Origin of the sequence: Microvirga sp. 2MCAF35 (assembly GCF_052115545.1) — a bacterium.
GTDB lineage: Bacteria > Pseudomonadota > Alphaproteobacteria > Rhizobiales > Beijerinckiaceae > Microvirga.
Genome location: NZ_JBFRGW010000052.1, coordinates 1 through 26,454, shown reverse-complemented (window position 1 = coordinate 26,454; position 26,454 = coordinate 1). Strand labels below are relative to the sequence as shown.

The 26,454-nt window shown below is 63.9% G+C and carries 27 protein-coding genes; 14 read left to right on the top strand and 13 right to left on the bottom strand.

What is annotated here, in order from left to right; translation table 11 throughout:
- Positions 1-263: 263 nt before the first annotated feature.
- On the top strand, positions 264-1,181 hold the full coding sequence (locus AB4097_RS19585) for a hypothetical protein (protein ID WP_442042642.1): 918 nt from the start codon (positions 264-266) through the stop codon (positions 1,179-1,181).
- A 71-nt stretch (positions 1,182-1,252) separates the two neighbouring features.
- Here AB4097_RS19585 and ssb read toward each other — a convergent pair whose 3' ends face one another.
- Complete coding sequence (gene ssb / locus AB4097_RS19580; RefSeq protein WP_442042640.1) at positions 1,253-1,753, bottom strand: single-stranded DNA-binding protein; 501 nt, start codon at positions 1,751-1,753, stop codon at positions 1,253-1,255.
- A 286-nt stretch (positions 1,754-2,039) separates the two neighbouring features.
- Here ssb and AB4097_RS19575 point away from each other — a divergent pair, with 286 nt between their 5' ends.
- Together AB4097_RS19575 and AB4097_RS19570 are read left to right on the top strand one after the other, a co-directional pair.
- Positions 2,040-2,846: a class I SAM-dependent methyltransferase gene (locus AB4097_RS19575; RefSeq protein WP_442042638.1), complete on the top strand. Its 807-nt coding sequence runs from the start codon at positions 2,040-2,042 to the stop codon at positions 2,844-2,846.
- Between the two features lie 15 nt (positions 2,847-2,861).
- Positions 2,862-3,476, top strand: coding sequence for a 3'-5' exonuclease (locus tag AB4097_RS19570; RefSeq protein WP_442042636.1), 615 nt, complete (start codon positions 2,862-2,864; stop codon positions 3,474-3,476).
- A gap of 140 nt (positions 3,477-3,616) precedes the next feature.
- On the opposite strand, the gene AB4097_RS19565 is transcribed toward AB4097_RS19570, so the two are convergent.
- Genes AB4097_RS19565 through AB4097_RS19555 form a run of 3 tightly spaced genes read right to left on the bottom strand, consistent with a single transcriptional unit; the run spans position 3,617 to position 4,956 of the window.
- A complete protein-coding gene (locus tag AB4097_RS19565) occupies positions 3,617-3,892 on the bottom strand; it encodes a hypothetical protein (protein WP_442042634.1) in 276 nt (91 codons plus the stop codon).
- A 30-nt stretch (positions 3,893-3,922) separates the two neighbouring features.
- Positions 3,923-4,336 (bottom strand): hypothetical protein, encoded by a 414-nt coding sequence (locus AB4097_RS19560; RefSeq protein WP_442042632.1) that lies wholly within the window; start codon positions 4,334-4,336, stop codon positions 3,923-3,925.
- Positions 4,337-4,341: 5 nt separating this feature from the next.
- Positions 4,342-4,956, bottom strand: coding sequence for a hypothetical protein (locus AB4097_RS19555; RefSeq protein ID WP_442042630.1), 615 nt, complete (start codon positions 4,954-4,956; stop codon positions 4,342-4,344).
- Positions 4,957-5,246: 290 nt separating this feature from the next.
- Here AB4097_RS19555 and AB4097_RS19550 point away from each other — a divergent pair, with 290 nt between their 5' ends.
- Genes AB4097_RS19550 through AB4097_RS19540 form a run of 3 tightly spaced genes read left to right on the top strand, consistent with a single transcriptional unit; the run spans position 5,247 to position 8,373 of the window.
- On the top strand, positions 5,247-5,543 hold the full coding sequence (locus AB4097_RS19550; protein ID WP_442042628.1) for a hypothetical protein: 297 nt from the start codon (positions 5,247-5,249) through the stop codon (positions 5,541-5,543).
- Positions 5,540-7,375 (top strand): AAA family ATPase, encoded by a 1,836-nt coding sequence (locus AB4097_RS19545; RefSeq protein WP_442042626.1) that lies wholly within the window; start codon positions 5,540-5,542, stop codon positions 7,373-7,375. Before AB4097_RS19550 ends, AB4097_RS19545 begins: the two co-directional genes overlap by 4 nt.
- Complete coding sequence (locus AB4097_RS19540; RefSeq protein WP_442042624.1) at positions 7,372-8,373, top strand: metallophosphoesterase; 1,002 nt, start codon at positions 7,372-7,374, stop codon at positions 8,371-8,373. Before AB4097_RS19545 ends, AB4097_RS19540 begins: the two co-directional genes overlap by 4 nt.
- A gap of 100 nt (positions 8,374-8,473) precedes the next feature.
- Here the strand turns inward: AB4097_RS19540 and AB4097_RS19535 are convergent, their stop codons facing one another.
- The gene (locus AB4097_RS19535) at positions 8,474-9,124 is read right to left on the bottom strand and encodes a hypothetical protein (protein ID WP_442042622.1); all 651 of its coding nucleotides are present in this window, start codon (positions 9,122-9,124) and stop codon (positions 8,474-8,476) included.
- 362 nt (positions 9,125-9,486) lie between these two features.
- Between AB4097_RS19535 and AB4097_RS19530 the strand changes: the two genes are divergently transcribed.
- The 3 genes from AB4097_RS19530 (at position 9,487) to AB4097_RS19520 (ending at position 12,667) form a co-directional block, all read left to right on the top strand.
- Positions 9,487-10,152, top strand: coding sequence for a trna delta -isopentenylpyrophosphate transferase (locus AB4097_RS19530; RefSeq protein WP_442042620.1), 666 nt, complete (start codon positions 9,487-9,489; stop codon positions 10,150-10,152).
- A 93-nt stretch (positions 10,153-10,245) separates the two neighbouring features.
- Positions 10,246-12,435, top strand: coding sequence for an SF1B family DNA helicase RecD2 (gene recD2 / locus AB4097_RS19525; protein WP_442042618.1), 2,190 nt, complete (start codon positions 10,246-10,248; stop codon positions 12,433-12,435).
- Between the two features lie 64 nt (positions 12,436-12,499).
- On the top strand, positions 12,500-12,667 hold the full coding sequence (locus tag AB4097_RS19520; RefSeq protein ID WP_442042616.1) for a hypothetical protein: 168 nt from the start codon (positions 12,500-12,502) through the stop codon (positions 12,665-12,667).
- Here the strand turns inward: AB4097_RS19520 and AB4097_RS19515 are convergent.
- A complete protein-coding gene (locus AB4097_RS19515; protein WP_442042614.1) occupies positions 12,627-14,183 on the bottom strand; it encodes a glycosyltransferase in 1,557 nt (518 codons plus the stop codon). The genes AB4097_RS19520 and AB4097_RS19515 overlap by 41 nt on opposite strands.
- Positions 14,184-14,556: 373 nt before the next feature.
- Between AB4097_RS19515 and AB4097_RS19510 the strand changes: the two genes are divergently transcribed.
- Both AB4097_RS19510 and AB4097_RS19505 read left to right on the top strand, forming a co-directional pair.
- Positions 14,557-15,435: a transporter substrate-binding domain-containing protein gene (locus AB4097_RS19510; RefSeq protein WP_442042612.1), complete on the top strand. Its 879-nt coding sequence runs from the start codon at positions 14,557-14,559 to the stop codon at positions 15,433-15,435.
- Positions 15,436-15,539: 104 nt separating this feature from the next.
- A complete protein-coding gene (locus AB4097_RS19505; RefSeq protein WP_442042610.1) occupies positions 15,540-17,261 on the top strand; it encodes a lysine--tRNA ligase in 1,722 nt (573 codons plus the stop codon).
- A gap of 10 nt (positions 17,262-17,271) precedes the next feature.
- Here the strand turns inward: AB4097_RS19505 and AB4097_RS19500 are convergent, their stop codons facing one another.
- Positions 17,272-17,904 carry a S24 family peptidase gene (locus AB4097_RS19500; protein ID WP_442042608.1) on the bottom strand — a complete coding sequence of 211 codons (633 nt, stop codon included), beginning with the start codon at positions 17,902-17,904 and terminating at the stop codon, positions 17,272-17,274.
- 155 nt (positions 17,905-18,059) lie between these two features.
- On the opposite strand from AB4097_RS19500, the gene AB4097_RS19495 reads away from it, so the two are divergent.
- On the top strand, positions 18,060-18,404 hold the full coding sequence (locus AB4097_RS19495; RefSeq protein ID WP_442042606.1) for a DUF952 domain-containing protein: 345 nt from the start codon (positions 18,060-18,062) through the stop codon (positions 18,402-18,404).
- Positions 18,401-19,486, top strand: coding sequence for a quinone-dependent dihydroorotate dehydrogenase (locus AB4097_RS19490; RefSeq protein ID WP_442042604.1), 1,086 nt, complete (start codon positions 18,401-18,403; stop codon positions 19,484-19,486). The genes AB4097_RS19495 and AB4097_RS19490 overlap by 4 nt, the downstream gene beginning before the upstream one ends.
- 12 nt (positions 19,487-19,498) lie before the next feature.
- Here AB4097_RS19490 and AB4097_RS19485 read toward each other — a convergent pair whose 3' ends face one another.
- Together AB4097_RS19485 and AB4097_RS19480 are read right to left on the bottom strand one after the other, a co-directional pair.
- Complete coding sequence (locus AB4097_RS19485; protein WP_442042602.1) at positions 19,499-20,836, bottom strand: MATE family efflux transporter; 1,338 nt, start codon at positions 20,834-20,836, stop codon at positions 19,499-19,501.
- 17 nt (positions 20,837-20,853) lie between these two features.
- Positions 20,854-21,117, bottom strand: a complete 264-nt coding sequence (locus AB4097_RS19480) for a DUF6460 domain-containing protein (RefSeq protein ID WP_442042600.1) — start codon at positions 21,115-21,117, stop codon at positions 20,854-20,856.
- Between the two features lie 109 nt (positions 21,118-21,226).
- Here AB4097_RS19480 and AB4097_RS19475 point away from each other — a divergent pair, with 109 nt between their 5' ends.
- Positions 21,227-22,168: an alpha/beta hydrolase gene (locus tag AB4097_RS19475; protein WP_442042598.1), complete on the top strand. Its 942-nt coding sequence runs from the start codon at positions 21,227-21,229 to the stop codon at positions 22,166-22,168.
- On the opposite strand, the gene AB4097_RS19470 is transcribed toward AB4097_RS19475, so the two are convergent.
- The 4 genes from AB4097_RS19470 to AB4097_RS19455 form a co-directional block, all read right to left on the bottom strand.
- Positions 22,165-22,836, bottom strand: coding sequence for a response regulator (locus tag AB4097_RS19470; RefSeq protein ID WP_442042596.1), 672 nt, complete (start codon positions 22,834-22,836; stop codon positions 22,165-22,167). The genes AB4097_RS19475 and AB4097_RS19470 overlap by 4 nt on opposite strands.
- A gap of 127 nt (positions 22,837-22,963) precedes the next feature.
- A complete protein-coding gene (locus AB4097_RS19465; protein WP_442042594.1) occupies positions 22,964-23,413 on the bottom strand; it encodes a secondary thiamine-phosphate synthase enzyme YjbQ in 450 nt (149 codons plus the stop codon).
- Positions 23,410-25,143 (bottom strand): cisplatin damage response ATP-dependent DNA ligase, encoded by a 1,734-nt coding sequence (locus AB4097_RS19460; protein ID WP_442042592.1) that lies wholly within the window; start codon positions 25,141-25,143, stop codon positions 23,410-23,412. Before AB4097_RS19460 ends, AB4097_RS19465 begins: the two co-directional genes overlap by 4 nt.
- Positions 25,140-26,189, bottom strand: a complete 1,050-nt coding sequence (locus tag AB4097_RS19455) for a ligase-associated DNA damage response exonuclease (protein ID WP_442042590.1) — start codon at positions 26,187-26,189, stop codon at positions 25,140-25,142. Before AB4097_RS19455 ends, AB4097_RS19460 begins: the two co-directional genes overlap by 4 nt.
- Positions 26,190-26,454: the final 265 nt, after the last annotated feature.

Below are 26,454 nucleotides of genomic sequence, written 5' to 3'. Positions count from 1 at the left end.
TGGCGGTCGAGACGCACGAGAACTGGCTGGAAGCCCACCGCTACCTCAATATGGAGGATCTCAAGGAGCACAAGAAAACCACTCTTCGCGAAGCCGCTTAGCCAGCCCGACCGGCCGCCCCTCTTTGCAGAACTTGACGCACACAATCTTCCTCCGGGCGCTCCCTGCAGGGCAGGGGGAGAAGACATTCACGGCGCGGGATCTAAACTCCCGGCTCCCTGTTGTTCCCGTGTATGATCCATTCCCGCCGGGTTTGATCCCCTATGGAGACCGCATCCGCGTTCCAGGTCCTCTCGACCGCCGACGATGACGAGCGGACCGGCGCCTATGCGGCGTTCCCCTACGATCGGGATCTGATCCGTCGCTTCCGGGAGAGATTTCCCCGCGCCCGATGGAGGGCAGGGGAGGAGCGATGGTTCGTGCCGGGAACCACGGCCGCACGACGGCTTGATGCCTGGATGGCGCAGGAGCTCGAAACCCTGGACCGCCATGCGGATGCCAGGGGGCGGGACGCCTTCGTGTTCGAGCCGCTCGAGAGTCCTTACCTGCGCGTCGCAGATGACCTGCAGGTGCACACCCCCTACTCACCGACCATTGTCGAGGCCTTGCGATCCATTCCTTGGGCTCATTGGGACAGGAAGGAGAGGATCTGGCGGGTGCCGTTTCGCTCCTATGAGGCGTTGAAGGCGCGCTGGCGGGAGATCGAGGAGGCGGCGCGGCGCAACGAACCTGAGGCCCGCAGGAAGCGCCGAGAGGAGCGGAAGGCCCGGGCGTCGGAAGAGACAAGCCAGAACCAGGCGGAGCGGCGCCGCAGGCGCTATCCCGTGCCGTGTGATGACCCTCCACCCCTTGGGCTTCCGCTCGGGACCGCAAGCTGGGGTGTCGTGGTGTTCGAGGCCATCGATCTGGACCGTCTCGATGAACCGCCAGCTTCTGGGCTGTACCGGCATGTGCAGGGTAATGCGTCCCGCTATGTCTGGGCCCACTGGCGCATGCCGACGCTGCAAGAAATCTACCGGACAAGGCCGTCTCGGAGCGAAGAGGATCCTGGAATCGGATCCTCTCGCGGCTGGTGGTGGCCGAGCCGTGAGGAACTACAGGAAAGGGCGCGCAAGCTGCGCGAGGTGGAGCGGGCTCAGCGTTCCCGGCAGATGGCAAGGCAGCCTTCCAGCGAGATGTAGGGACGTGCCCGCTGCGCGGATACAAAAATCCGGGCATGAAGCCCGGATTTCAAAAGTGCCGCTTCGTGGTTTCAGAATGGGATGTCGTCGTCGAAGTCGCTGTGCCGTGAGTTGCCGGCGGGCTCCGGCCTGCGCTCCATGGGCGCCGAGCGTCCGAAGTCGCCGCCGCGGCTGATCTGGCCCGGCTCGTCGTCGCCGAACTCGGACGCGCCGCCGGAACCCCGGCTGTCCAGGATCGTCAACTCGCCGCGGAAGCGCTGCAGCACCACCTCGGTGGTGTACTTCTCCTGGCCGCTCTGGTCGGTCCACTTGCGCGTCTGCAGCTGGCCCTCGACATACACCTTCGAGCCCTTCTTCAGGTACTGCTCCGCCACCCGCGCCAGGTTCTCGTTGAAGATCACCACCGAGTGCCACTCGGTCTTCTCCTTGCGCTCGCCCGTCCCCTTGTCCTTCCAGGTCTCGGACGTGGCAATCCGCAGGTTCACCACAGGCTCCCCGTTCGACAGACGCCGAACCTCAGGGTCCCGACCCAGGTTCCCCACCAATATCACCTTGTTCACACTGCCTGCCATGACAGCTTCTCCACTTCGTCTCTCCTGAACGGCTAGGGCATCGAGGATGCCTCACGTTTTCAGGTCGGTTGCACATTCCTGCCCTGGCTCATGGTGCGGAAAAGCCGATTTAAGCTCTTCAAAGAGGGGCATCGCCTACTGTTCTATCTTTGTTCCATGCGAAACACAAGAGCGGGATCCTCAGGCAAGTTACTCTGGGGAAGTACGGAGATCGGACAGCTCCGGCCGAGGTTGCATAGGGAGTGACATAGACCATACCATTCAGGCCAAGCTTCAGGAGCTTCCCTTGACCGGCACGATCTTGGATGAAGCGGCTGTTGCCGCAGCATGGGACCGGAATACGGAGACCTGGACGCAGGAGGTGCGGAGTGGGCTTGACCTTTATCGCGAGCTTTACACGTTTCCCGCATTTCTGAGCTTCATGCCTCCGATTGCCGGAAAGCGTACAATCGATCTGGGCTGCGGTGAAGGTTCCAACACACGGCGCTTTGCGAAGCTCGGTGGCCTCATGACAGGTGTCGATCTATCGGGAGAGATGATCCGGCGCGCTCGGGGGCATGAGGAGAAAGAGTCTCTCGGGATTGCCTATGAGATCGGCTCCTTCAGCGACCTTGCCCCCTTCGGCGATGGAGAGTTCGATGTCGCGCTCTCGACCATGGCGCTCATGGACGGACCGGATCTGCCGGGTGCGCTGAAGGCTGCTTCACGCGTGCTCAAACCCGGCGGTTGCCTGTGCTTCAGTGTTCTCCATCCTTGCTTCGTCACGCCGGCCATCAAGTGGCTTGCCGATGAAACGGGTGCCCATCTCGGATTGCGGGTAGGCCGCTATTTCGAAAGAGTGCCCTTCGTCGAATACTGGCGTTTCAGCAGGCACGATAGGAGCGAGCAGAAAGCTGTGACGGAGCCGTTCGAGGTGCCGCGGTTCCCGCGTACACTTTCCGATTACATCAACGCTGTCAGCGAGGCCGGCTTCAGGCTTGTCAAGATCGAGGAGCCGCGGCCGAGCGAGGAGTTGGCTCGCAGGCACGATTGGCTGAACCGCTGGTACCAGCACGCTCCGCTCGTTCTGTTCGCCTTGGCCGTGAAGGCGTGAAGGGGAATGCCCAGCATGAAGACCGCCATCGTTTTCGACTGCGAGTTTCTCTGCGTTCAAGGTTCACAAGGCAGGTTCTGGTGCGCGCCGCACGACCCCGATCCGGTCATCGCGCAGATCGGTGCGGTCAAGCTCGGGCTGGAAGGCGAGTTTCCGCTCTTGGACACCTACAGATCCTACATTCAGCCGGTCGACCGCTTCGGCAACAGGTATCGGATCGATCCGTACCTCATCGAGCTGACAGGGATCACCGAGGGGACCATACAAGCCGAGGGGCGGCCATTGCAGGAGGCACTCGCCGGCGTCGACCATTTCTCCGGCGGCGCACGCTTCTGGTCATGGGGCAAGGACGAACTGAACATGGTCGCCATCAGCTGCTACATCGCGGGCGTTCCGGCGAGCATTCCAGCCCATCGGTTCGACAATGCGGTCAAGCTCGTGATCGCGGCAGGGATGCCGATCGAGGATATCGGCAAGACCCCGAGCAACAAGCTGGCGGATTATTACGGCGTCGAGCACCCGCCATTGCAGGGGCATGATGCGCTCGATGATGCCCTCTCCGTGGCCTATGCCCTGCAACATTTGCTGAGAACCGGGATGTTGCAGCCAGATGTCTTCGATCATGCCTGATCTACAGGAGCATCCTCGTTCCGAGGCTTGGAATAAAGAAACCCCAACGACAATCAAAAGCCTTCAGAAACTTGTCGGGGTGGCTTTGCTGCTGAACGACATAAAAAAGCGGCGCCAAGGCACCGCTGTTGAGGTTTGGCTTACTCCGCCGCCTGGAGATAAACCACTTTGGACTGCTCGCTCTGAACCTCGCGCAGGGTGCGGGCCATGTAGGTCAGCTGCTCGATGGCTTTGTTGAGATCGAGCTTGGTGCCGTCCTCAAGATCGTAGGCCTCGCGCCCGCGATAGAGCCGGTTGACCTGACTCTCCATTTCGGCAGCAGCCTCACGGATGCGATGCACGAGATTGTCGGCAATGACATTGGCGTTGTCGTCGACAACGCAGAAACCGACATCGCTTGCGCGGACCTTGGCCATGGGGTGATTCCTCTTCTTGTTGTTTCGTTTTTAAGCAACGGCCCGCTGTCCATGCTCCGCATAGATGCCGAGCCGGCGAGCCAGGGAGTGTTTCGTCACAGGTCCGACCCAGGGCAGCGTTGCGAGAAAGCGCAGCTTGTCGGGACTTGCGTTGTACTCTTCGAACAGGCGCTCGCGCTCGCGCCAGATCGTGTCGATCGCTCCGGCCTTGGCCGAGTGGCGAAAACCGACGCGAGCCGTCGAGCCGAATTCAAGCGCGCGCATGCAGCGCTCGAAGGTGCGGCGGCCGATGCTGGACGTCACGCTCGCATGGCAGATCGCTTCGATCACATGCTGGGCGAACTCGTCCGCCGTCTCGGGAGGCGTCGTCTCCGCTCCGGAGATGTCCCCCTGAGAAGCATCGGCGCCGTTGCGCATGGTTTCTTCGAGGCCGAAGCTCGGCATTGTTCTCACCGTAAGGTCCAGGCCGCCTGAAGCAGCCGGACGAGCTTTGTCCCGGTCTTTCGGATTCGGCGCTGCGCCCGCCATGGAAGGTCGGCGTCTCGCGTCGGATTCGGGCGTTCGGAACGGATACGCGGGTTCTTCAGAAATGGGCGCACACCCGTTTGCGGGCGGATGCGCCAGATGTCATCCGGGCTCGGAAAATCTTGACCGTTCAAAGGCTTGTTCGAAGATCGCGGCTCAATGAAGATGGGGTTCGGGCCCTGCGAATGCAAGGTTCGCGGGATCAGCGGAACGGGGTTCGCCGTCCTCCTGGTCTCCCTCGCAACCTTCGGCCACGGCGAGACCTCGCAACGGGCCATCTTGAAGGTTTGCGCCAGCTCCGCGCCTGCCGTGACGCCATAGACGGAGGCCGCGCAGGAGAATGCCTCGGAGAACGGCTCGATGGCGCACCAGCTCTTTTCGGCCATGTGCAGCGGCCACGACCACAGGCCGTCCTCACGACGCTGCCCCACGCTTTCACGATCGATGAAATAGCCGGTTCGCTTGTGCTCCAGGCCGCTTTCGATCACGAGCCATTCCTCGTTCTCGAAAATCGGTCTTTCGTCCGTCATGGCGGTCATCGCAGGATCCTTTGCGGCGGTGAGGCGCGGCTGCCCTAATGGCGTCACATCCACGACGCATACACAGGATGCGAACAAAAAGAGAACATACTCCCGATGGTCGCCGTGTCAAGCAAAGTCGGCACCGTGGGACTGTAATCTTGGAGTAACGGATACTATGTGGAGGGTCAGATGGCAGGATTGAAGAGATCGCTCTCGATCCCGTTCAAAAATAGGCAAAGTCGTTGCGGCGAAATATCGCTGGCGATAACTGAAGCTCGACCATTCCAACGCAGCGGATTCGCCACCTCATGACCAACCCGACACGCTTCGAGACGGACCAGCTCAGGCGCCTGGAAGACATGCGCAAGACCTTCGACAAGCTGCGCGCGGAGCGGATCCGAGCCGAGGGCGAGGTCGAGCGTCTCACGCGCGAGCTCGAAGAGGCGCGGGCGCTCGCCCTGTCCGAGTTCGGCACCGACGATGAGGGACAGCTCCAGGGCCTGATCGAGGACGCGCAGGCGCGCAATGCCAAGCTCGCCGATGAATTCGCCACTGCTCTGCGCGATGTCGAGTCGCGTCTCAAGCAGCTTGGAGACGAGCGTTGATCGGGGCAGAGATCGATCATGAGGTCGCGCGGGCGCAAGCCTCCCTCGCGCGACTGGAAGGACGGCGCGATGCTCTGCGCAGCCGCCGCGAGGAGCTGACGCGCGAAATCGAGCTCGCCAAGGGGCGTCTTGCGGTCAAGGACGAGGTGGAAGCCTTCATCGAAGCCGTGCACGGCTCTGCAAGCCGCCGCAGCCTGTCCGCGTTCGAGACGCTGCTCACCGCTCTGGTTCAGGAGGTTTTGCCGGGCGAGAAGCCCGTGGCGCTCGATCTCTCGACCGAGCGTGGCCTCGCCTCGCTCGACATCTGCGTGCGCCGCGCCGACGGCACGCTCGAGGATGTGCTGGAGGACAATGGCGGCGCATTGACCAATGTGATCGGCATGGCACTGCGGCTGATTGCGGTGGTCAAGGCGGATGTTGCCCGCTTTCTCGCCCTCGACGAGGCGGATTGCTGGATCGCGCCGGATCGCGTCTCGTCCTTCTACAAGGTGCTGGAGGATGGCGCCGCGCGTCTCGGCGTGCAGTGTCTCGCCGTTTCGCATCATGACCTGTCGCAGTTCTCGGGCTCGTTCCACATCGCCCGCATCGTCGGCGAGCCCGTCTCCGGCGTCGATGTGCAATCCACCGACACCAGTGCCGCATGGGACGACGCGCAGCCCGGATTGCGGTTCATCCGGCTCGTCAACGTGCAGGCCTACGAGGACGCGACGCTTCACTTGAGCCCCGGCGTGAATGCGCTGATCGGCCCGAACAATCGCGGCAAGTCCACGTTCATCCGTGCCCTGCGTGCGGTGTTCTACGGCGAAGCCCGCGACAGCCTCGTGCGCGCAGGCGCCAAGGCCGCGAGCGTTGAGATAGGTGTCGCGGGGCGTCGAATTCTGCGCTTCACGCGCCAGCCGCGCCGTTCGCCCATCAACATCTGGTCCCTGCACGAAGCGGACGGCTCCGTCGTCGAGGAGCAGGGCATGCGTTACGAAACCGGCGGGCGCAATGTGCCGGATTGGGTGGCCGATCTGATCCGCATCCGCAAGGTCGAGGATCTCGACGTTCACATCGCGCACCAGAAATTTCCCGTCTTCCTGCTCGGAGAGACGGCCTCCCGCCGCTCCGCCGTTCTCTCGATTGGGCAGGAGGCGGGTTATATCCGCGACATGCTCGTCATTCATCGCGAGCGCTGCCGGCGCGACAACGATCTCGTGCGCAACGGCGAGCGCGAGCTGATCGCGCTCAGCGACACGCTCGACGGGATGAACGACCTCGACGCGCTCAAGGGCAAGCTGTCGTCCCTTCGCAACCAGGCCGGCGGCCTCAAGGAGATCTCAGGGCAGCTGCAGAGGCTGCGGCAGCGCGCATCGCAGCTCGCCGATTTTCATCGCCGTTTGGAGAAAGCGCGGGCGCGTGCCGGCATTACGGCAACGCTGCCCGAGGCCGAGGGGCTGATGGATATCACGCGCCTGGTGGAGCGCTCGCGCGAGCGTCGGCGGATCGCAGAGCGCGTCATCGGGCTCAGTCGCGATCTTGCCCGGGGCAAGGCCCGGGTTGCGGCACTGGAGAGCTTGCCGGAGGCTCTTCCGAGGCTTGAAAACACGGCCTCGGCGCAAAACATGCTGAAGCGCATGAAGGATCTTCAGAATGCATCCCGGATCGCGCAAAGCCGCATCGCTCAGGTCGACGAAGGGCTTTCATCCCTACAGGTGGACATGGCGCAGCTCATGGAGGAGACAGGTGGGCTCTGCCCCACCTGCGGTTCCCCTGTGAAGCCCGAGAACCTTTTGGACCACCACACCCATTCCTCGCACTCTTCCACGCCGTCGGAGCGGCTGACCGCATGATCCTGTCCGGAGATCGTCTCACCCCCATCGCATGCAACGGCATCCTCGTGATCGGGGATCCGCATGTGGGCTCGCGGCGGCCCGGTCGGCGCAAGGATGCCGTATGGCCCCAGGCGGTGCTCGGCAAGCTGGAGCGCTGCGTTACCATCGCCAACGAGCGGGGGCTTGCCGTCGTGATCCTGGGCGATCTGTTCGATCGGCCGGTCGAGACCGATGTGGCGCTCAAGAACCAGCTCATCCGCGTTCTGAAGGGCTTCAGGCATCGGCCCCTCGTCAATGTGGGCAATCACGACATCCAGCACACGACGCTGACGGACGGCGACTCGCTCGCCTTGCTGGGCCTGTGCGACGTGGTCGATGTGGTGGCCACATCGGCGCCCGTGACCGAATTCCAGATCGATGCACGGCGGATCGGGATCGGCATGACGCCCTACGGCCAGACGATTCCGGTCGATGCGCGCGGCTCCTTCGCGGATGTTGATCTGCGCGCATGGTTCAGCCATCACGACATTGCCTTCGACGGCGGCTATCCAGGGGCGGTGCCGCCCTTCGCGGTCGAGGGCTGTGACGTGCTGATCAACGGGCACATCCACAAGACACAGAAATCCATCCTGGCCGGGCGCACTCGCTGGATGAATCCAGGCACCATCACGCGTCAGTCCGTCGATCTCGTGGATCACGTGCCGCGCGCCTGGATCCTGGACGGCAGCGGCGCCTTGGAGCCGCATGCTCTGCCTTACGAGAGCAACGTGTTCGACCTGACCGGCCGCGTCGTCGGCGAGGCGGACGGGGCGGTCGTGGCGCGGGAGGTCGAGAGCGCCTTCGTGACGCTGCTGCAGGCGGAATCCGCCACGGAGCTGAAGCGGAGCGGGGACGGCGCGATCGTTCGCGACGAGATCGAAGCGAAGTTCAATGCCGACGACACGTCGGATGCCGTGCGGGCCATCGTCCGCTCGCTCCTCGGCGAGGCGGTGGAGCGCCACGCGGCGCAGTCTTAGAGCATCGGACGTGAGTTCGAATTCACGTGCGATGCTCTAAGTTTTTGTCTTCCCGCATCTTTACACGCAAAACCGGTTCCTACTGTTGCGTTCGATTCTCTTAAAAGGCAAATGGATCCGTATAGGGCAAGCGGCGTCGGCGCACCTGCGTTTCCGGCAGGATCGGGCGGGTGATGTCGACTGCGATCAGCCCCTCGCAGGCGAGCGCCAGGACAGCCGCGACGCCGTCCTGCGTGTTCATGACGGCGCTGGCGCAATCCACCAGCCGCATGGCCCCGACCTCGTCGAGTTGATGCAGGACCCGCACCCGGTCGCCCGCCGTCACGGGCGTGCGCTTGCAGGCCAGGATGAGGCGCATGGTCGTGAACCGGGGCTCGGCCCGGATGCTGGCGACCGTTTCGATCATGAAGGGCCGACCATCCCCCGACGTGATGCCGTGGATCGCCGCAGCCCGCAGCGGATGCTTCAGCAGATCCTCGTCGGTCACCACATCGACCAGATAGCCGGTGCCGTCCCTGACGATCTCGAAATCCGCCACGTGCTCGATGATCTCGTCCCCGATGGCGAAGGCCGCCGGATCCGCGGGTGTGCGCAGGGACTCGACCTCGGCGTCGAGTTCGCAGAGCGCCAGGTAATCGGCGATCAAGGCATTGCGCGTGAGCGGCGTGGACGGGCGCTTCTGGGCCCGGCGGGTTCCCGAGCGGCGAGCAGGGCGCCTGTCCGAAAGGTCGAGGAGCGCTTGCGCGGACATCGGGTCCTCCAGCTTGGCTTGTCGAACGAATGGGCGGGCGAGCCGACGTTCCGGCAGGCTCGGCCTGTTGAGATGAATGAGAACATATATAGAACAATGTGCCGCGGGTCAAACTTATGCCAGCACAGAAAGACCGAATTTTCCGGCAGCTCGACAAGCTCTCAGTTTAGCCAATTGAGACAAAATGGCACATGACTTAAGTGACTGATAAATAAAGATTTTATGTTGTACTCCGTGAGACTGAAATTGGACCTGCCTGGCTAAATTTGATATAGAACAAATACCGAACGCGCCTGCCCGGACACGGCTGCGACAAGAGCGCGTCACCGATTTGCGGGCTCCTGAGAACGTTAGGATCGAGGATGAATACGACGGACAAGAAAATTTCAGAGGTGCTTGCGAAATTCGGCGAGCCGATGGCCGGGAACGTCTGGCGCGTCCAGGGAACAGCCGTCATCTATCACAAGACCCTGGAGCGCATCGCCGCCCAGGCGCAGGTCGTCTTTGACGAGCCCAAGATCATCCGCGCCGAACGCGACGAGGCCGTCATCCAGGTGACCGGCCGCATGGGCGACCGGGTGGAGTGGTCGATCGGCGAGGCGCTGATCGGCGTGAACTATCGCGTGTCGGGCAAGCAGGCGGCCTATGTCTACGCCATGGCGGAGAAGCGCGCCAAGGATCGTGTGATCCTCAAGCTCATCGAGCTGCATGGCTACGTCTATTCCGAGGAGGAGGCCGACGAGTTCAAGCAGGGCCGTCCAGGCTATGCCGACCCGCATGTGGAGCTCGAAAAGACCGAGCCGCAGAAGGGCAAGGTCGAAGCGGCCGCGGCGGACGGCAAGGTCGAGGATGATCTGAAGGCGAAGATCAAGAAGGCCAAGACCATCAATGCGGTCACGGACCTGATGCTCCATGCCGACACGCAGAAGACCCTCGCCGATCTGCCGGAAGGCATCCGCGACGAGATCCGCGACTTCGCCAAGGCACGGCTCGTCGAACTCGGCTGGCCGACCAAGAAGGCGGCCTAACTTTCGCTGCGATCATGGACGAGATGACTTGAAGATCATCTCGTCCATTTTCTTTTCGCGGTAGCGTTCCGGCGCTCCTGGTCTTTCCGATCGATGCCGAAATCATCCGCCCTTCCTGCTCTTGGCCAAGACGCCCTATCCCTCTCAGAACATCTCGTCGGCTCCATCGAGCGGGTCACGTTCCACAACGACGAGACCGGCTTCTGCGTGCTGCGGGTCAAGGCGCGTGGGCATCGCAAGCCCGTTGCCGTCGTCGGACATGCGCCGTCGGTTGCCATCGGCGAATTGGTCGAGGCGAGCGGCGAGTGGCTGCACGACCGTAATCACGGGGTGCAGTTCCGCGCCGTCGAGCTGAAGACCTCGGCTCCAACGACGGCAGAAGACCTGCAGCGCTTTCTTGGATCGGGGCTCCTGAAGGGCGTCGGTCCCGCCGTTGCGCAGCGGCTGATAGCCTCCTTCGGCTCACGCATTCTCGACGTCATCGAAAGGAAGCCGCACGAGCTGACCCGTGTGCACGGCATCGGCATGGCGAAAGCGCTCGGAATCGGCGAAGCCTGGGCCGAGCATCGCGCCCTGAAGGACATCGCAGCCTTCCTCAACGCGCATGGCATCGGCGGCTTCCTGCTCACGCGCATCTATCGCGCCTATGGTGTCGGAGCCATCGACATCATCTCAGCTAACCCTTACCGGCTTGCCCTCGACATTCCGGGTTTCGAATTCACTCTGGCCGATCAGGTGGCCATGCAGCTCGCCATCGAGCCGATGGCTGAGATCCGGCTCCAGGCGGGTCTTGCCGATGTCCTCTCGGACGCCGTGAAGGAGGGACATTCCGGCCTGCCGGCCGATGGGCTCCTGCGGCTGGCGGGCAAGCTCCTCGAAGTACCGAGAGAGCACCTGTCACCCGTGCTCGATGCGCAATGTTCAGCCGGTCAGCTTGTCGCCGATGAAATCGACGGCCATCGCTGCATCTTTCTCAAAAGCCTCTACGGCGCCGAGATTTTCATTGCGCAACGCCTGAAAGAGATTGCGCAAGGCTTCCATCCGTGGCGGGGGCTCGATACCGCGCAGGTCATTGCCGAGGCGGAGACTGTCGCGGGCGTCTCCTATTCAGCCAGCCAGCGCGAGGCGCTTATCGCCTCCTGTCAGGCGAAGGTGCTCGTCGTCACGGGCGGCCCCGGCGTCGGCAAGACCACGCTCATTCGCAGCCTGACGCATCTGTGCGCGAAGCACGAATTGCAGGTTGCCCTCTGCGCGCCGACCGGGCGCGCTGCGAAGCGGCTCTCCGAGAGCACGGGCTTTCCCGCCAAGACCGTGCACCGGCTTCTAGAGGCGTCCGAAGGAGGGTTCCGGCGCAACGCCAAGGCTCCGCTCGACTGCAATCTCCTCGTCGTGGATGAGGCCTCGATGCTTGACATCAGGCTCATGGCGGCTCTCTTGCGTGCCTTGCCGAACGAGGCCTGCCTGCTCCTCGTCGGCGACGTGGACCAGCTTCCTTCCATCGGGCCTGGGCAGATCCTGTCCGACATCATCGCGCCCGGCACGGTTCCCGTCGTGCATCTTCGGGAAGTTTTCCGGCAGGAGCGAGAGAGCCGCATCATCACCGTGGCGCACGCCATCAATCGCGGGCTCGTGCCCGATCTCTCGCATCAGCCGGATTCGAATCTCTACTTCGTCGAGGCCGACATGCCCGCCGACGCCATGGCCAAGATGACGATCCTCATGCGCGACCGCATTCCGAGAAAGTTCGGCCTCGATCCCGTGCGCGATGTCCAGGTGCTTTGTCCGATGAATCGCGGGCGGCTCGGCACGCATATGCTGAACGGAGAATTGCAGCAGATCTTCAATCCCCCAGGTGCCGACAGCCTGCACCGCGCCGGATGGGTCTATGGCCCCGGAGACAAGGTCATGCAGGTCAGGAACGATTACGAGCGCGACGTCTATAATGGAGAAGTCGGCTTCGTGCGCGAGGTGAACCGGGAATACGGTGAACTCACGGTGGCGTTTGACGACAGGCTGGTGGTCTATTCTCTCAGGGAACTCGACGAGCTGGCACTCGCCTATGCGGTGACGATCCACAAGGCGCAAGGATCGGAATATCCGGCGGTCATCATTCCCGTGGCGTTGCAGCAGGCTTCCATGCTACGGCGCAAGCTCCTCTATACGGGCGTGACGCGCGCCAGCCGCCTCGTCGTCCTCGTCGGAAGCCGCGCCGCGCTCGCCCAGGCCGTCACCCAGGAGGAGGAGCCTCGTCTCTCCAGGTTGCGGAACTGGCTTGAGGCCTGATCCCTTTCCCTCGGAATGACAGCCATCTATATTGGTTGTCCCGGCGTCTTGTGGGAACGCGGAGATGAACGTCGATACCGGACAGGTAAATCAACAGGAACGGCGGGTTCGCATGGGCCTTCTCGCCGCGGCTGTCCTGTGCCTGGTTGCCTCCGGCGGGATCCTCTGGTGGCGCTACGGTGGCGCCATCTTCAACGACCTCGTGCTGACCACTCTTGCTTGGTGCTTCTGAGCGATCCAGTGCGTGACGTGCGGGCGTGGCCGTGGCTCGTTTTGTTCCAGCGGAATGTTGCCGTCGCCAATTCCCATAAACCTCGCCAGGCCGCGATGCTCACGAGACCATAGTAGAATGGCAGCAGTGGCAGCCAGGGCCAAAGCCGCCAGAGTCGGCGTCTGTGCAAGGCGAACAAGGCCGGGATCATGATCGCCGCTGCACCGGAACAGAACAGCGTCTGGCTGTAGACCCGGACGATGACATCCCAGTGTGAGGCGTAAGAGCCACCAGTTCCGGAAAACCATGATGTCAGGAACAACGCGGAAAAGAGCGGATAGACCAATGCGCTGAGCACGATGCCCCAGGTCAGGACCAGTGCGCCGCAAAAGCGCCAGAAGCCCAGTTGCCGGAAAAGGACGCATGGCCTGCGCGAATGGGTCGTTGCGGTCTGGACGAACCCTTTCATCCACCGGGTCCGCTGCCGCATCCAGGCTCCCAAGGTCCCCGGTGCCTCCTCCAGGGTCGAGGAGGGGAGGTCCCCGACCTCGTAACCCAGCCGCGCCAGACGAAGGCCTAGATCGGCATCCTCGGTGACATTCCAGGCATCCCATCCATGAATTGCCTTGAGAACCGAGGTGCGGAAATGGTTCGAGGTGCCGCCTAGGGGAATGGGGCTTCCGATATCGGCGAGGCCCGGATTGAACACGTCGAACAAGGCCGCGTACTCGATGGTAAACAGCCGCGTGAGCCAGGAATCGTCCGTGTTGTCGATGGTCAGCCGGGCTTGAAGGCAGGCGACATGCGGCGGGAGGCACGAGAAACGGTCAACGGCAAGACGCAACTGGCCGGGATCCGGCACGTCCTCGGCATCGTAGATGACCGTGAAGCGGCCCCGCGCCAGGGGCAGGGCGACGTTGAGCGCCCGAGGCTTGGTGCGAGGCTGGCCCTTGGGCGCGACGATGATCTCCATGTTGCCCGGCAGATCGGCCGCCTGAAGAGCATCGAGCGTTTCCCGGTCGTCTGCTTCGAGCACGAGCTTGATGTCGAGCTTGGCCGCGGGATAGTCGAGCCGCGACAGGGCTTCGATGAGCCTGGCGGCCACCCGTCTCTCCCGATAGAGCGCTGCGATGATCGTGTAGATCGGTAGAGCAGCATCCTCGACGCGGGGAGCCTCTGTCGTCGGCTCAGCCGGATTCTTGAGAAACGATGCTGCGAGCCTCAGGACGATCAGGCCCAGAAACAGCGGCCCCAGAGCTGCCCCCATGGTCGCCAGCGTCAGGCCAGGCGCGTGGCCGATGCCGAACGAGACCGACCCCAGGGCAACGAAGAGAACTACGATCTGTGCGTAGCCGAGGCCTGTTGCTAGCTCGGGAGCCTGTGTGGCCAAGTCCGAGGCCGCCTGATCGGCGATCCGCCGGCCTTGCGCCTGAAAGACCGCCTGTCTCAGGCGTGTCGGCGACGTGATGGAAAGTGGACCGTTGCGGAGCCGGGCGCTCAGGAGCCGGACGAGCGCGGGACCGCGAGGCGCCGTCACGAACCCTGATCCCAGGTCGGCCAAGGGAGCGATACCCGCAACTATGCTGTCAGGGTAACGAGCGGATTGCGGCAGGCGAGGGGTTGCCAGAAAGGGTAGCCCGAGCTCGGCTGCGAGGGCGCGATAGAATTCGTCCTCGTCCACAAGGCCATGTCTCAGCAGAAATTCATCCGCCGAAACCCCGACGAAACCAGCAAGAACCGCGGCTTGGCATAAGGTCTCTGGGGAATGGCCATGATGCGCCAGAAAGCCGGTCGCGACGGGCAGTGCTGTTGACTGTGGGCTTGGCTCCGCTAGACCCTGCCTCATGAGCAGACGCTTTCGCGGGGCGCTGTTGGTGGGTGCCGGGTCGCGCGCAAGAGAACATCAACTTATGGTATTTGATATCGTTACATTGATTGCGCGCTTCCTCTCCAAGATCAACTGCCTGAGGTTGAGTGGAGTCCTGTCGGCTGTCCTGCTGATGTCCGTCTCGGCACGGGCCGAGGGCGTGACGATCCCGAACTTCTGGGATCCCAGGGCACTGCTGGAGCGCCCCGACCTGCCGGCGACCCGCACCATCCGCTTTCTCGTCGACGACGATTTTCCGCCGCTGCATTTTCCGGGGCTGGACGGCAATCCGACAGGATTGTCGGTGGAACTCGCCCGTGCCGCCTGCGAGCGGCTGAGCCTTACCTGCACCATTCAGGTCCGTCGCTTCGACACGCTGCTCGATGCCTTGCAGGAGCGCCAGGGCGATGTGGTGGCCGCGGCCATTCCAATCACGACCGACCTGCGGAGCCGCTTCGCCGTCACGGCTCCCTATTTCAAGATCCCGGCGCGCTTTGCCGTGCGCAAGGATCGCAATCAGCCGGCGCCCGAAGCCAGGACGCTGCAGGGCAAGACCATCGGGGTTGTCGGCGGCACGGCCCATGAGGCCTTCGCCAAGTCCTTCATGGCGGGCGGTAATCTCAAGCCATTCCCGGAACTGGCCGCCGCTCAGGCCGCCCTCAAGGCCGGCGAGATCGACTACCTGTTCGCCGACGGTCTCGGTCTCGCCCTCTGGATCGGCGGAGAGGAGGCTGGCGGCTGCTGCGACTTCTCCGGCGGGCCTTACCTGGAGAGCCGCTTCTTCGGCGAGGGCATCGGCTTCATCACCCGGACCGAGGATGAACCCTTGCGCCGTGGCCTGGATTTCGCCCTGCAGCAGCTCTGGAAGGAGGGAAAGTACGCCGAGCTTTATCTTCGGTTCTTTCCGATCGGCCCCTTTTGACCGCTCGTCCCCCCGCAAGGGGACGGGTTTACCGCATTGACCCTCGCTGCTCTCATCCCTAGTGTGCCGCGCTTCTGGAAGCATTTCCTGCAAGCACTAGGCCCATGTCTCACCCTCTGACCCTTGATCCTGCCCTGATTGAAGCCGCCCAGACCGCCAATGCCTGGCCTTTCGAGGAGGCGCGCAAGCTCGTCGAGCGGCTCAAACGGACGGGAAAGAAGGAGGCTCTGTTCGAGACGGGCTACGGTCCCTCGGGCCTGCCGCATATCGGCACCTTCGGCGAGGTGGCGCGCACCAGCATGGTGCGCCATGCCTTCCGTGTGCTGACCGGGGACAGCATCCCCACGCGCCTGATCGCCTTCTCCGACGACATGGACGGCCTTCGCAAGGTGCCGGACAACATCCCGAACAAGGAACTCGTGGCCTCGGCGCTCGGCAAGCCGCTGACCCAGGTGCCAGACCCCTTCGGCACCCATGAGAGCTTTGCGCATCACAACAATGCGCGCCTGCGCGAATTCCTCGATGCCTTCGGGTTCGATTATGAATTCATGTCCGCGACCGAGTGCTACAAGGCCGGCCGCTTCGACAAGACCCTGCTCACGGTGCTCGAGCGCTACGACGCCGTGATGGCCATCATGCTGCCTTCGCTGCGCGAAGAGCGCCAGCAATCCTATTCGCCTTTCCTGCCGGTTCATCCAAAGACCGGCATCGTCATGCAGGTGCCGATCGACGAGCGCAAGCTCGACGCCGGCACGATCGTGTGGCGCGATCCTGATACGGGCGAGCGCTTCGAGACGCCGGTGACCGGCGGCCATGCCAAGCTGCAATGGAAGCCCGACTGGGCTATGCGCTGGGTTGCGCTCGGCGTCGATTACGAGATGGCCGGCAAGGACCTGATCGACAGCGTGAAGCTTTCGGGCGAGATCGCGAAGGCGCTGGGCGGCCTCCCGCCGGACGGCTTCAACTACGAACTCTTCCTGGACGACAAGGGCCAGAAGATTTCCAAGTCGAAGGGCAATGGGCTCACCATCGACGAGTGGCTGACCTACGGCACGCCGGACAGCCTGCGGCTGTTCATGTTCAACAAGCCGCGCGAGGCGAAGAAGCTCTATTTCGACGTGATCCCGCGGCAGGTCGACGATTACCTGACCTTCCTGGAGAAGTATCCGGCGCAGGATGCCAAGGCGCGCCTGATGAATCCGGTCTGGCATCTCCATTCCGGCGAGCCGCCGGCTCCCGAGCTGGTCTCGTCCGGAGGCGGTAACCAGCCAGGCACGACGATTTCGTTCTCCATGCTGCTCAATCTGGTGGCCGTGGCGAATTCCGAGGATCCCAACGTGCTCTGGGGCTTCATCCGCCGCTACGCGCCGGGCGTGTCGCCCGAGACGCATCCGCGCCTCGACAGCCTCGTGAAGCGCGCCGTGCGCTATTTCGAGGATTTCGTGAAGCCGCAGAAGGCATATCGCTTGGCCGACGAGGTCGAGGCTGCGTCGCTGAAGCGCCTGGAAGAGGTGCTCGGCTCCTTCGAGACGGGCGAGCGGCCCGCGACGGCGGAAGCGATCCAGGAGGAGATCTACAATGTGGGCCGCGCGGAGCCGCGCTATCAGGATCTCAAGGCCAAGGGCGCCACGCCCGAGCGGCCGGGCGTGTCCATCGAGTGGTTCAACACGATCTATCAGGTGCTGCTGGGCGAGCCCCGTGGCCCGCGCTTCGGCTCGTTCATCGCTCTCTACGGGGTGAAGGAGACGCGGGCGCTGATCCAAAAAGCGCTGAACGGGGATCTCGTGCGAGAGCACGAGACGTTCCTGAAAGAACGCGCGGCTTGAGCCGCGCCTATTATTGCCGCGCCCACATGATCCGGGCCGACCAGGAGACCTCCTCGGCCGGGATCACCTGATCCTCCTGGTCCTTGCCGAGGGACGTCATCTCCAGGGTCTTGGCCGAGCGACGCTTGAGTTCCTTGGCCAGGATACCTCCGGCGGTCGTGCATACGACGATGCGGTCGCCCTTGCGGGTGCTGGCCGTCGGCGAGACGATGAGGATATCGCCGTCGCGGTAGAGCGGAGCGAGGGTGTCGCCCGTGACCTCGAGAGCGAAAACCTTCTCCTGCCCGAAATCGGGGAACTCGATCTCATCCCAGCCCGGGCCCTCGCTGGGCATGCCTTCTTCGTTGAAGGCCCGTCCGGTTGCGGCGTCCTCCATGCCGATCAACGGGATCATGGAGCGGCGCAAGGAGCCGGAGGGCTCGACGAGGCGGAGGAAATCCTCCAGGGTCGCGCCGGTGGCTTTCAGGATTTTCGAGATGGATTCCGTGGAGGGCCATCGCTCCCTGCCTTCGGGACTCACGCGCTTCGATTTGTTGAAGCTGGTCGCGTCGAGACCGGCCTTGCGCGCCAGTCCTGATGCGGTCATGCCATGACGTGATGCCAGCGCATCGATAGCAGCCCACACGCGCTCGTGAGATAACATTGTACGGACCTTCGCTAAGAGCGAAATATAATGAAAGCGAACCTAGAATTAGGAATTAAATGTGACCGAAGAGTTAGACAATTGGCAACAGACTATTGAGACAATATGTCTAATTTGGGTTGCTCCTGATGTGACACGCGGATACTCAAGTCTTCATGCCCATTATTTATAAGATTTGCCCTGCTTTGCTTTGGCAGGAGGCAGAAAAAACCAGCTCCTTCACGGGCGCGCCCGTCGATACCCAAGATGGGTACATCCATTTTTCAACAGCAAAACAGGTGCGCGAGACGGCCGGAAAGCATTTCGCCGGCCAGAAGGATCTGCTGCTGATCGCCATCGACGGCGATTCGCTGGGCGATGCTCTTCGTTATGAGCCTTCCCGTGGCGGAGATCTGTTCCCTCATCTCTACGCGCCGCTCCCGTTGTCCGCCATCCGATGGGTGAAGCCTCTGCCGCTCGGCGGAGATGGTCAGCACATTTTTCCGGATCTTTCCCGATGATCGGTACGCTCTTTTCCTTCGCCAAGCCCGCGCTTCATGCGCTCGATGCGGAGACGGCCCACCAGTTGACGATCCGCGGATTGTCGCTGATGCCGGTTTCGTCCCCTCCTGCGGACGATGCACGTCTCTCCGTCGACGTCTTCGGTCGGCATTTTCCCAATCCCGTCGGGCTCGCGGCAGGCTTCGACAAGCAATGCGAAGTGCCCGACCAGCTTCTCGGATTGGGCTTCGGCTTCGTGGAACTCGGCGGCGTCGTGCCCAAGCCTCAGGCCGGCAACCCGCGGCCGCGAGTCTTCCGGCTGACGCGCGACGAGGCCGTGATCAACCGGTTCGGCCTCAACAGCGAGGGGCTCGATGCCGCGCGTCGTCGGCTCGCCGGCCGTCGTGGACGCCCGGGCATCGTTGGGGTCAATATCGGGGCGAACAAGGATTCCACGGACCGCATCGCCGATTACGTTCTCTGCATCGAGCGTCTGTGCGGGTTCGCGGATTTCCTGACGATCAACGTCTCCTCGCCCAACACGCCGGGATTGCGCGACCTGCAGGGCGAGGCATTCCTCGACGATCTCCTCGCCCGCAGCATGGAGGCTCGCGACAAGGCGGACCAAGGCAGGGGCCAGACGATCATTCTTTTGAAAATCGCGCCTGACATCTCGCTCGACACGCTCGATGCGATCGTCGCGACGGCGCTCAAGCGCGGCATCGACGGTCTGACCGTCTCCAACACCACCATTGCCCGACCCGACAGCCTGAGGGAAAAGGCGCTCGCGACGGAAACGGGCGGCCTGTCCGGCAAGCCTCTCTTCGTGCCGTCCACGAAGCTCCTCGCCGAGACGTTCCTGCGCGTGGAGCGGAAGATCCCGCTCATCGGTGTCGGCGGTGTCGATTCCGCCGGGGCTGCCTGGGCCAAGATCCGCGCCGGCGCGAGCCTGGTGCAGCTCTACTCGGCCATGGTCTACAAGGGCCCCGGCCTCATCGGCGACATCAAGCAAGGGCTGATGCAGATTCTCGAAAGCGAGAAGACGACGCTGGCGCAGGCCGTGGGACGCGATGCGTCGGCGATTGCGCAGGGACGTTTTTGACGAGCGTTTCGCTCAGGACATGCTGGCGAAGGTCTTCTTCGCCAGCCGCGGATAGAGGATGAACTGGCCGAGGCCGCGTGCGCTCAAGAACGTGAGAAGCGCAATCCATAACGCCGTGTTGCCGAGATCGCGGGCCACCAGAAGGATAGCTCCGTAGGCCATGAAGGCGATCACCATCAGGTCGCGCATGGATCGGGTCCAGGTCGCTCCCGTGTAGATGCCGTCGAACGCGAAGGCGGCGGCTCCGAGGAACGGGGTCAGGGCGGCGAAGGCCAGATAGTCCCGCGCATAGGCGCGCACGTCGGGGTTTGTCGACACGAAATCGATGAACAGGCCGCCGCCGATCAGGAAAAGGCTCGAGACGGCGAGTCCGAAGCCGATGCACCAGCCCAGGCTCAGGCGAATGGCGCGCCGGAAGCCGCGCTCGTCGCGGGCGCCGATGCACTGGCCGCAGAGGGTCTCGGCGGCGGTGGCGAAGCCGTCGAGGAAATAGCCGCCGATCAGGAACATGTTGTAGAGCACCGCATTCGCCGCGAGCGTGACATCGCCCGAGCGGGCTCCAAGCGCGCTGAAGATCGAGAAGGCAAGGATCAGCGCCACGTTGCGGATCATGATGTCCCGGTTCATGGCGAGCGTCTGCAGCATCGCGGCCCGGTTGACGACATCATGCCACGTGACGGCCAGCGGATTCGAGCCGAGGCGGCGTAGCACAATGATGCCGAGGCCCGCACCCAGAACCTCGGCCAGGGTCGTGCCGACGGCCGCGCCTGCGATGCCGAGTCCGAAGCCGAGGACCAGCGCCATCGTGAACACGATGTTCGCCACATTGATCGCCACCTGCAACAGCAGCCCGAGATCGGTGCGCCCGCGCCCCAGGGTGGATCCCAGGATCACATAGTTCGCGAGCGTGAAGGGCGCGGCCCAGATGCGGATGAAGAAATAGGTCGAAAGCGCGTCCGTGACGGCCTGACTCGCACCAGCCATGGAGAAGGCCAGCGCCGCGATGGGCCATTGCAGCAGGATCAGCAGGAGGCCGGTCACGCCCGCCACCAGGAACGCCCGTGCGAGCGTCAGGTCGACCTCATGCCGGTTTCCGGCCCCGGTTGCCTGGGCGGTCAGGCCGGCGGTCGCCATGCGCAGCGAGCCGAAGCTCCAGAACACGAAGTCGAAAATCACGGCGCCCAAGGCCACCGCCCCGAGCAGATGCGCTTCGCCCAGCCGCCCGATCACCGTCGCGTCGACGAGCCCGAGGAGGGGCGTCGTCACGTGCGACAGGGTCATCGGCAGCGCGAGCATCAGGATGCGGCGATGGGATATCTCCAACCGCCGGGATGTCGGTGAGCCGTCCATGGTCAGCCTCGAACGTCTCAGCGGCGGCTGCCGAACAGCCGGGAGATTAGCCAGAGCGGCACGACGATGATCGCGCCGTACAGGATCCAGCGCCCCACATCGAGCACCGTCTCCAGGCTGAGATCGAGAACCGAGGCAATCCAGTTGAATAGGCCCTCGATCAGCCCGAAGGGCGTGATGTTCAGGAAAGCCAGGAAGGCGCCGACGAGGAGAGAGAGGAAGATCAGCTTCACCAGCACCGAGCCGGGGGAGCCGCCGAGAAAACGATTCAGATTGGACATGTCCTCATCTCGTCAGAAGCGTCACTGGAAGAAAGCGTAATGGACCTGGGGCATTGCGTGTGCTTCATCGCAAGGGCCGGCGACGAACGCAACCCAAACCGAGCTTCGCATGATCGATTCAGCCCTTTTCGCTCCCTCCGCCATCAGCGACGAGATCCGTGCCCAGAATGCCGAGATCGTGGCAAAGCTCGCAGCCCTGCCGGATCCCATGTCCGTGCCTCCGGCCCTGGTGCGGGAGCGGCGGCGTCAGGGCCTCGGACCCTTTCCCCTGATGCCGTTGAGCGGCAAGGCCAAGACGATCTCCATCAACGGCCCTGCCGGTCCCATCCCCTTGCGGATCATCGCGCCCGAGAACCCCCGCGGCGTCTATCTGCACATCCATGGCGGCGGCTGGACCTGGGGCACTGCGGACGAGCAGGACCCCTGGCTCGACCGGCTCGCGGACAGGTGCGGCCTCGCAGTGGTCTCGGTCGAGTACCGCCTAGCGCCCGAAAATTCTTATCCGGCCCCTCTCGACGATTGCGAGGCGGCGGCCCTCTGGGTGATCCGGGAGATGGAGAGCCGGTTCGGCACCTCGCGCCTGTTCATCGGCGGCGAGTCGGCCGGTGCGCATCTCTCCGCATTGACCATTCTGCGCCTCCGCGACAGGCATGGCCTGACCCCATTCCGGGGCGCCAACCTCTTCGCGGGCTGCTACGACCTGAGCCTGACGCCGAGCGTGAGGAACTGGGGCAGCGAGCGGCTGATCCTCAACACCAGCGACGTGACGGCGATGGCGAACAATCTGTGCGGATCCCATGCGGACCGGCGCAGCCCCGATGTCTCGCCGCTTTATGCCGACCTCAATGGGCTGCCGCCTGCGCTGTTCTCCATCGGCACGAAGGATCTGCTGCTGGACGATACGCTCTTCATGGCATCGCGCTGGCTTGCTGCCGGCAACGCGACAGACCTCGCCGTCTGGCCCGGCGGCTGCCACGTGTTCATCCGCTTCGACAGCGCCCTGTCGGAGCAGGCGCTGTCGCGGATCGACGGATTTATCGAGGGGCTTTAATCGGCGCCTGCCGGGGAGGGGCGCTGGGTGACACCGATTTTCGACGCGGCGATGACCGCCTGCGTGCGGCTGTCGACACCGAGCTTATCGAGGATGGCCGAGACGTGGGCCTTCACGGTCGCTTCCGAGACGCCGAGCTCATAGGCGATCTGCTTGTTGAGCAGGCCTTCGGACAACATGGTCAGGACGCGGACCTGCTGCGGGGTCAGGGTGCCGAGGCGGCGAACGAGATCGGCGGTTTCCGCATCCTCCGAGGCCGAGAGGTCCACATCGGGCGGCGTCCAGGTGTCGCCCGCGAGCACCGCCTGGATGGCGCCGCCGATGCTGTCGATGTCGATGGATTTCGGGATGAAGCCGGACGCGCCGAAATCCATGGCACGCCGGATCACGGTCGGCTCTTCCGTTGCGGAGACGATCACGACCGGCAGTTCGGGATATTGGGCCCGGAGCGACATCAGGCCGGAAAAGCCCTGCACGCCTGGCATCGTCAGGTCGAGCAGGATCAGGTCGACATCCCGCTCCTGGGTCAGGGAGGCGTTCAGGTCATCCATGCCGCTCGCCTCGATCACCCGAGCCTGGGGCATGGTGGAGGCGACCGCCTGCCTCAAGGCCCCGCGAAACAACGGATGGTCATCGGCAATGATGATCGTGGTGGTTTGACTCTGCACGTTTCGTCTTCTCCCACGAGAACTTCCCTGAGCCTTAGCCGCATCCTTCACAGGATGGCAAGGCGGCAAACGTTGATCTCGGCTATTCTAAGGCAATCTGCGGGGGCGTCATGCCCAATCATGTGGATTAAGCTCCGATCAGGTGGAATATAAGGTCGCGGCGGTGGGGCCTGTCCCGGTGCTCGGCAAGGTAGATCCCCTGCCACGTTCCTAAGGTCATCCGGCTCTCCGCCACGGGAATGCTCAAGGACACTCCCGAGAGCACGGTCCGGATATGGGCCGGCATGTCGTCCGGACCCTCGGTTGTGTGGACATAGGCCGCGGTTCGAGGCGCCAGCCGGTCGAAGGCGGTCAGCAGGTCACGGCGGACATCCGGATCGGCATTCTCCTGAATCAGGAGCGAGGCCGAGGTGTGGCGGCAGAAGATCGTCAACAGGCCGCTCCGGATGCCGGTGCCGGACACCCAATCCGCCACCGCGTCGGTGATCTCGATGAAGCCCTGACCCCGCGTGCCGACGCTCAGCCGGCCGCTGGCCTGCCGGCCGATCTCGCCTTCGGACAGGGTTTCGATCCTCATCCCTTCTGCCTCTTCGCTTTCTTGTCCCGCAGGGGATAGACCTCCTCCTCGCCGCGCTCCAGGATCTTCTCCAGGGTCTCGATCCTGTCCGCCTCCGCGGCAGGCTTGTCCCACCGGATCCGGTTGATGCGGGGAAACCGCATGGCGACGCCGGATTTGTGCCGGGTCGAGCGCTGCAGCCCCTCGAAGGCGACCTCCAGCACGAGGCCCCGGTCCTTGCCGTATTCCACTTCCCGCACCGGGCCGAAGCGCTTGACCGTGTGGTTGCGGACAAAGCGGTCGAGCTTCACCAGCTCCTCGTCCGTGAAGCCGTGATAGGCCTTGCCGACCGGCACCAGCTCCTCGCCCCCAGGCCCGTCGCGCCAGACGCCGAATGTATAGTCGGAATAGAAGGACGAACGTTTTCCGTGGCCGCGCTGGCCGTACATCATCACGGCGTCCACGAGGTAGGGATCACGCTTCCACTTGTACCAGTAGCCTTTCGGGCGGCCGGGGAGATAGGCGCTGTCCGCCCGCTTCACCATGCAGCCCTCGATGGCGTCCGCATCGGGGCCGGCCCCGACGGAGGCCGGGTCGGCGCGGGCGGCGGCCAGATCCTCCCAGGTCGAGAAGGGCACCATGGGCGAGAGGTCGATGCGCGGATCGCCGATGCGGGCAACAAGGGCCTCCAGGCGCTTGCGCCGCTCGGCGAAGGGGAGGCCACGCAGGTCCTCCTCGCCCTCGAACAGGATGTCGTAGACACGCAAGTGAGCGGGGAACTCCGCGATGAGCTTGGGCGTCACGGCTTTCCGGTTCAGGCGCTGCTGGAGCACGTTGAAGCTCTGGACCCGGCCCTCGCGCACGATCAGCAATTCGCCGTCGATGGCGCCCTCGAAATTGAGCGCCTCCACGAGATCCGGAAAGGCTCGGGAAACGTCCTCGCCGGTGCGGGAATAGATCCGCTTGACCGGCCGCCCGTCGCTGCCGTTGCCGGCGGCGGCCTGGAGGCGGATGCCGTCCCATTTCCACTCGGCCAGGAACTCGGAGGCGTCGAGCTTGCCGAAATCATCGTCCTCCAGGGGATGCGAGAGCATGGATGGGCGGAAGGGCGCGGGATTGCCGGATTCAGGTCTTGGCCCGCGACCCTCGACCCAGGCGAAGAGATCGGCGTAAGGTGCCTCCAACCCGTGCCAGACCAGCTCGACCTCGTCCGGCTCGATCTCTCCGAGCTGGGCGACGGCCGTCTTGGCGAGCCGTGCCGAGACGCCGACGCGCAGCTCCCGGGTGATGAGCTTGATCAGCGCCCAACGTCCCGTCTCGTCCAGGGCGTCCATCCATTCGGCCACCCTGCCGGGCAGATCGCTCTTGCCGGTCGTCGCGAGGGTCTCGATCACTTCGGTGAGGGTCGGGACGTGAGGCGGCGGGTTGTTGTGGCCGATGGCCGGAGTGCCCGATGCGGGAGCCACGCTCTCATGCCCCGGCGAGGGCCAGATCAGCGCCACCGTCTCGGCCAGATCGCCCACATAGTGGTAGGACATGCGGAACAGCTCCGGGTCGGTCCGCTCCTCGACGAGGCCACGGATCAGGCCGGGCTTGGCCTCCTTGAACATGAGCGCGCCGGTCATGGCCGCGAGGGCATAGCCGCGTTCCGGGTCCGGGGTATGGCGGAAATAATCGGTCAGGAGTCGCAGCTTCGCGTTGCGGCGGGGCTCGTAGCCGAGGCGGTCGAGGAGGGCGGCGAAGCGGTTCATGCGGCGTCTCCCGCTTCCGTGGCGGCTGGAGCCTCCTCAGCCTCCTCGTCGCCGTAGCCCAGCATATGGAGCGGCCGTGCCCGGATGCCGTGGGTGGTGCACCAATGGACCAGGGCGTCCTCCTGCCCGTGCGTGACCCAGACCTCGCCGGCGCCGGTCTCACGGATCGTGCGGCACAGATCGTCCCAATCGGAATGGTCGGAGATCACCAGGGGCAGCTCGACGCCCTTCTGCCGGGCCCGCGCCCGCACCCGCATCCAGCCGGAGGCGAAGCAGGTGACCGGGTCGGGAAAGCGGCGGGACCACAGGTCCTGGATCGAGGAGGGCGGGCAGATCACGATGGCGCCGGCGAGCTTCGAACGCTCGGAGGCCACCACCTTCGGGGTCTCGCCCAAGGGGATTCCTTCCGACTTGTAGAACTCGGTCAGGCGCTCCATGGCCCCATGGAGATGGATCGGCCTGTCGTAGCCCTCCTCCCGCAGCAGCGCCATGACCCGCTGCGCCTTGCCGAGCGCATAGGCGCCGACGATATGGGCGCGCTCGGGGAACAGGGCGACGGATTCCAGGAGCTTGCGCACCTCGGCCCGCGTATCGGGGTGGCGGAAGACGGGCAAGCCGAAGGTCGCCTCGGTGATGAAGACGTCGCAGGGCACGACCTCGTAGGGCAGGCAGGTCGGGTCCGCGGCGCGCTTGTAGTCGCCCGAGACCACGACTCGTGTGCCCCCGGCCTCAATGGTGATTTGGGCCGAGCCCAGCACATGGCCGGCGGGCGTGAAGCGCACGGCCACGTCTCCGATGCGCAGGCTCTCGCCCAAAGGCGCCTCCTGCGTCGCGCCCGCGAAATCCTCGCCGTAGCGCACGGCCATGATGAGCAGGGTCTCCCGGGTCGCCAGGACCGACCGGTGCCCGGATCGCGCGTGATCCGAATGCCCGTGCGTGATCAGCGCCCGCTTCACGGGCCGCACCGGATCGATGTGAAAGTCGCCGAGGGGGCAATAGAGCCCTTGCGGGGTCTGGGTGAGAATATCGGTGGAACGCAGCGCCATGGGTTAAGAATATAGGGTTCGTCCGGTCGGTGTCAGGCTGAGGGATAATGCCGTGCTCGACGATGGGCTCCATCGGCGACCGGGCTGATTGGGGTTCCCGGCAGGATGGGCACCAGCACCTCGCCGCTGTCCTTCCCGCGCAAGCGGGAATCCAGAGCCGCGGAGAGTTCAGGAAGAAGCGAGCCGCGTCGTACTTCGTTCGGCATCGTCGCGGCTCTGGATCCCGGATCTGCGCTGACGCTTCGTCCGGGATGACGGGAAATAT

Excerpts from the sequence above, each read along its gene's own strand:
- AB4097_RS19585 (WP_442042642.1), top strand. The coding sequence starts at position 264 with ATGGAGACCGCATCCGCGTTCCAGGTCCTCTCGACCGCCGACGATGAC.
- ssb (WP_442042640.1), bottom strand. The coding sequence starts at position 1,753 with ATGGCAGGCAGTGTGAACAAGGTGATATTGGTGGGGAACCTGGGTCGG.
- AB4097_RS19570 (WP_442042636.1), top strand. The coding sequence starts at position 2,862 with ATGAAGACCGCCATCGTTTTCGACTGCGAGTTTCTCTGCGTTCAAGGT.
- AB4097_RS19565 (WP_442042634.1), bottom strand. The coding sequence starts at position 3,892 with ATGGCCAAGGTCCGCGCAAGCGATGTCGGTTTCTGCGTTGTCGACGAC.
- AB4097_RS19560 (WP_442042632.1), bottom strand. The coding sequence starts at position 4,336 with ATGCCGAGCTTCGGCCTCGAAGAAACCATGCGCAACGGCGCCGATGCT.
- AB4097_RS19555 (WP_442042630.1), bottom strand. The coding sequence starts at position 4,956 with ATGACCGCCATGACGGACGAAAGACCGATTTTCGAGAACGAGGAATGG.
- AB4097_RS19550 (WP_442042628.1), top strand. The coding sequence starts at position 5,247 with ATGACCAACCCGACACGCTTCGAGACGGACCAGCTCAGGCGCCTGGAA.
- AB4097_RS19540 (WP_442042624.1), top strand. The coding sequence starts at position 7,372 with ATGATCCTGTCCGGAGATCGTCTCACCCCCATCGCATGCAACGGCATC.
- AB4097_RS19535 (WP_442042622.1), bottom strand. The coding sequence starts at position 9,124 with ATGTCCGCGCAAGCGCTCCTCGACCTTTCGGACAGGCGCCCTGCTCGC.
- AB4097_RS19530 (WP_442042620.1), top strand. The coding sequence starts at position 9,487 with ATGAATACGACGGACAAGAAAATTTCAGAGGTGCTTGCGAAATTCGGC.
- recD2 (WP_442042618.1), top strand. The coding sequence starts at position 10,246 with ATGCCGAAATCATCCGCCCTTCCTGCTCTTGGCCAAGACGCCCTATCC.
- AB4097_RS19520 (WP_442042616.1), top strand. The coding sequence starts at position 12,500 with ATGAACGTCGATACCGGACAGGTAAATCAACAGGAACGGCGGGTTCGC.
- AB4097_RS19510 (WP_442042612.1), top strand. The coding sequence starts at position 14,557 with ATGGTATTTGATATCGTTACATTGATTGCGCGCTTCCTCTCCAAGATC.
- AB4097_RS19505 (WP_442042610.1), top strand. The coding sequence starts at position 15,540 with ATGTCTCACCCTCTGACCCTTGATCCTGCCCTGATTGAAGCCGCCCAG.
- AB4097_RS19500 (WP_442042608.1), bottom strand. The coding sequence starts at position 17,904 with ATGTTATCTCACGAGCGCGTGTGGGCTGCTATCGATGCGCTGGCATCA.
- AB4097_RS19495 (WP_442042606.1), top strand. The coding sequence starts at position 18,060 with ATGCCCATTATTTATAAGATTTGCCCTGCTTTGCTTTGGCAGGAGGCA.
- AB4097_RS19490 (WP_442042604.1), top strand. The coding sequence starts at position 18,401 with ATGATCGGTACGCTCTTTTCCTTCGCCAAGCCCGCGCTTCATGCGCTC.
- AB4097_RS19485 (WP_442042602.1), bottom strand. The coding sequence starts at position 20,836 with ATGGACGGCTCACCGACATCCCGGCGGTTGGAGATATCCCATCGCCGC.
- AB4097_RS19480 (WP_442042600.1), bottom strand. The coding sequence starts at position 21,117 with ATGTCCAATCTGAATCGTTTTCTCGGCGGCTCCCCCGGCTCGGTGCTG.
- AB4097_RS19475 (WP_442042598.1), top strand. The coding sequence starts at position 21,227 with ATGATCGATTCAGCCCTTTTCGCTCCCTCCGCCATCAGCGACGAGATC.
- AB4097_RS19465 (WP_442042594.1), bottom strand. The coding sequence starts at position 23,413 with ATGAGGATCGAAACCCTGTCCGAAGGCGAGATCGGCCGGCAGGCCAGC.
- AB4097_RS19460 (WP_442042592.1), bottom strand. The coding sequence starts at position 25,143 with ATGAACCGCTTCGCCGCCCTCCTCGACCGCCTCGGCTACGAGCCCCGC.
- AB4097_RS19455 (WP_442042590.1), bottom strand. The coding sequence starts at position 26,189 with ATGGCGCTGCGTTCCACCGATATTCTCACCCAGACCCCGCAAGGGCTC.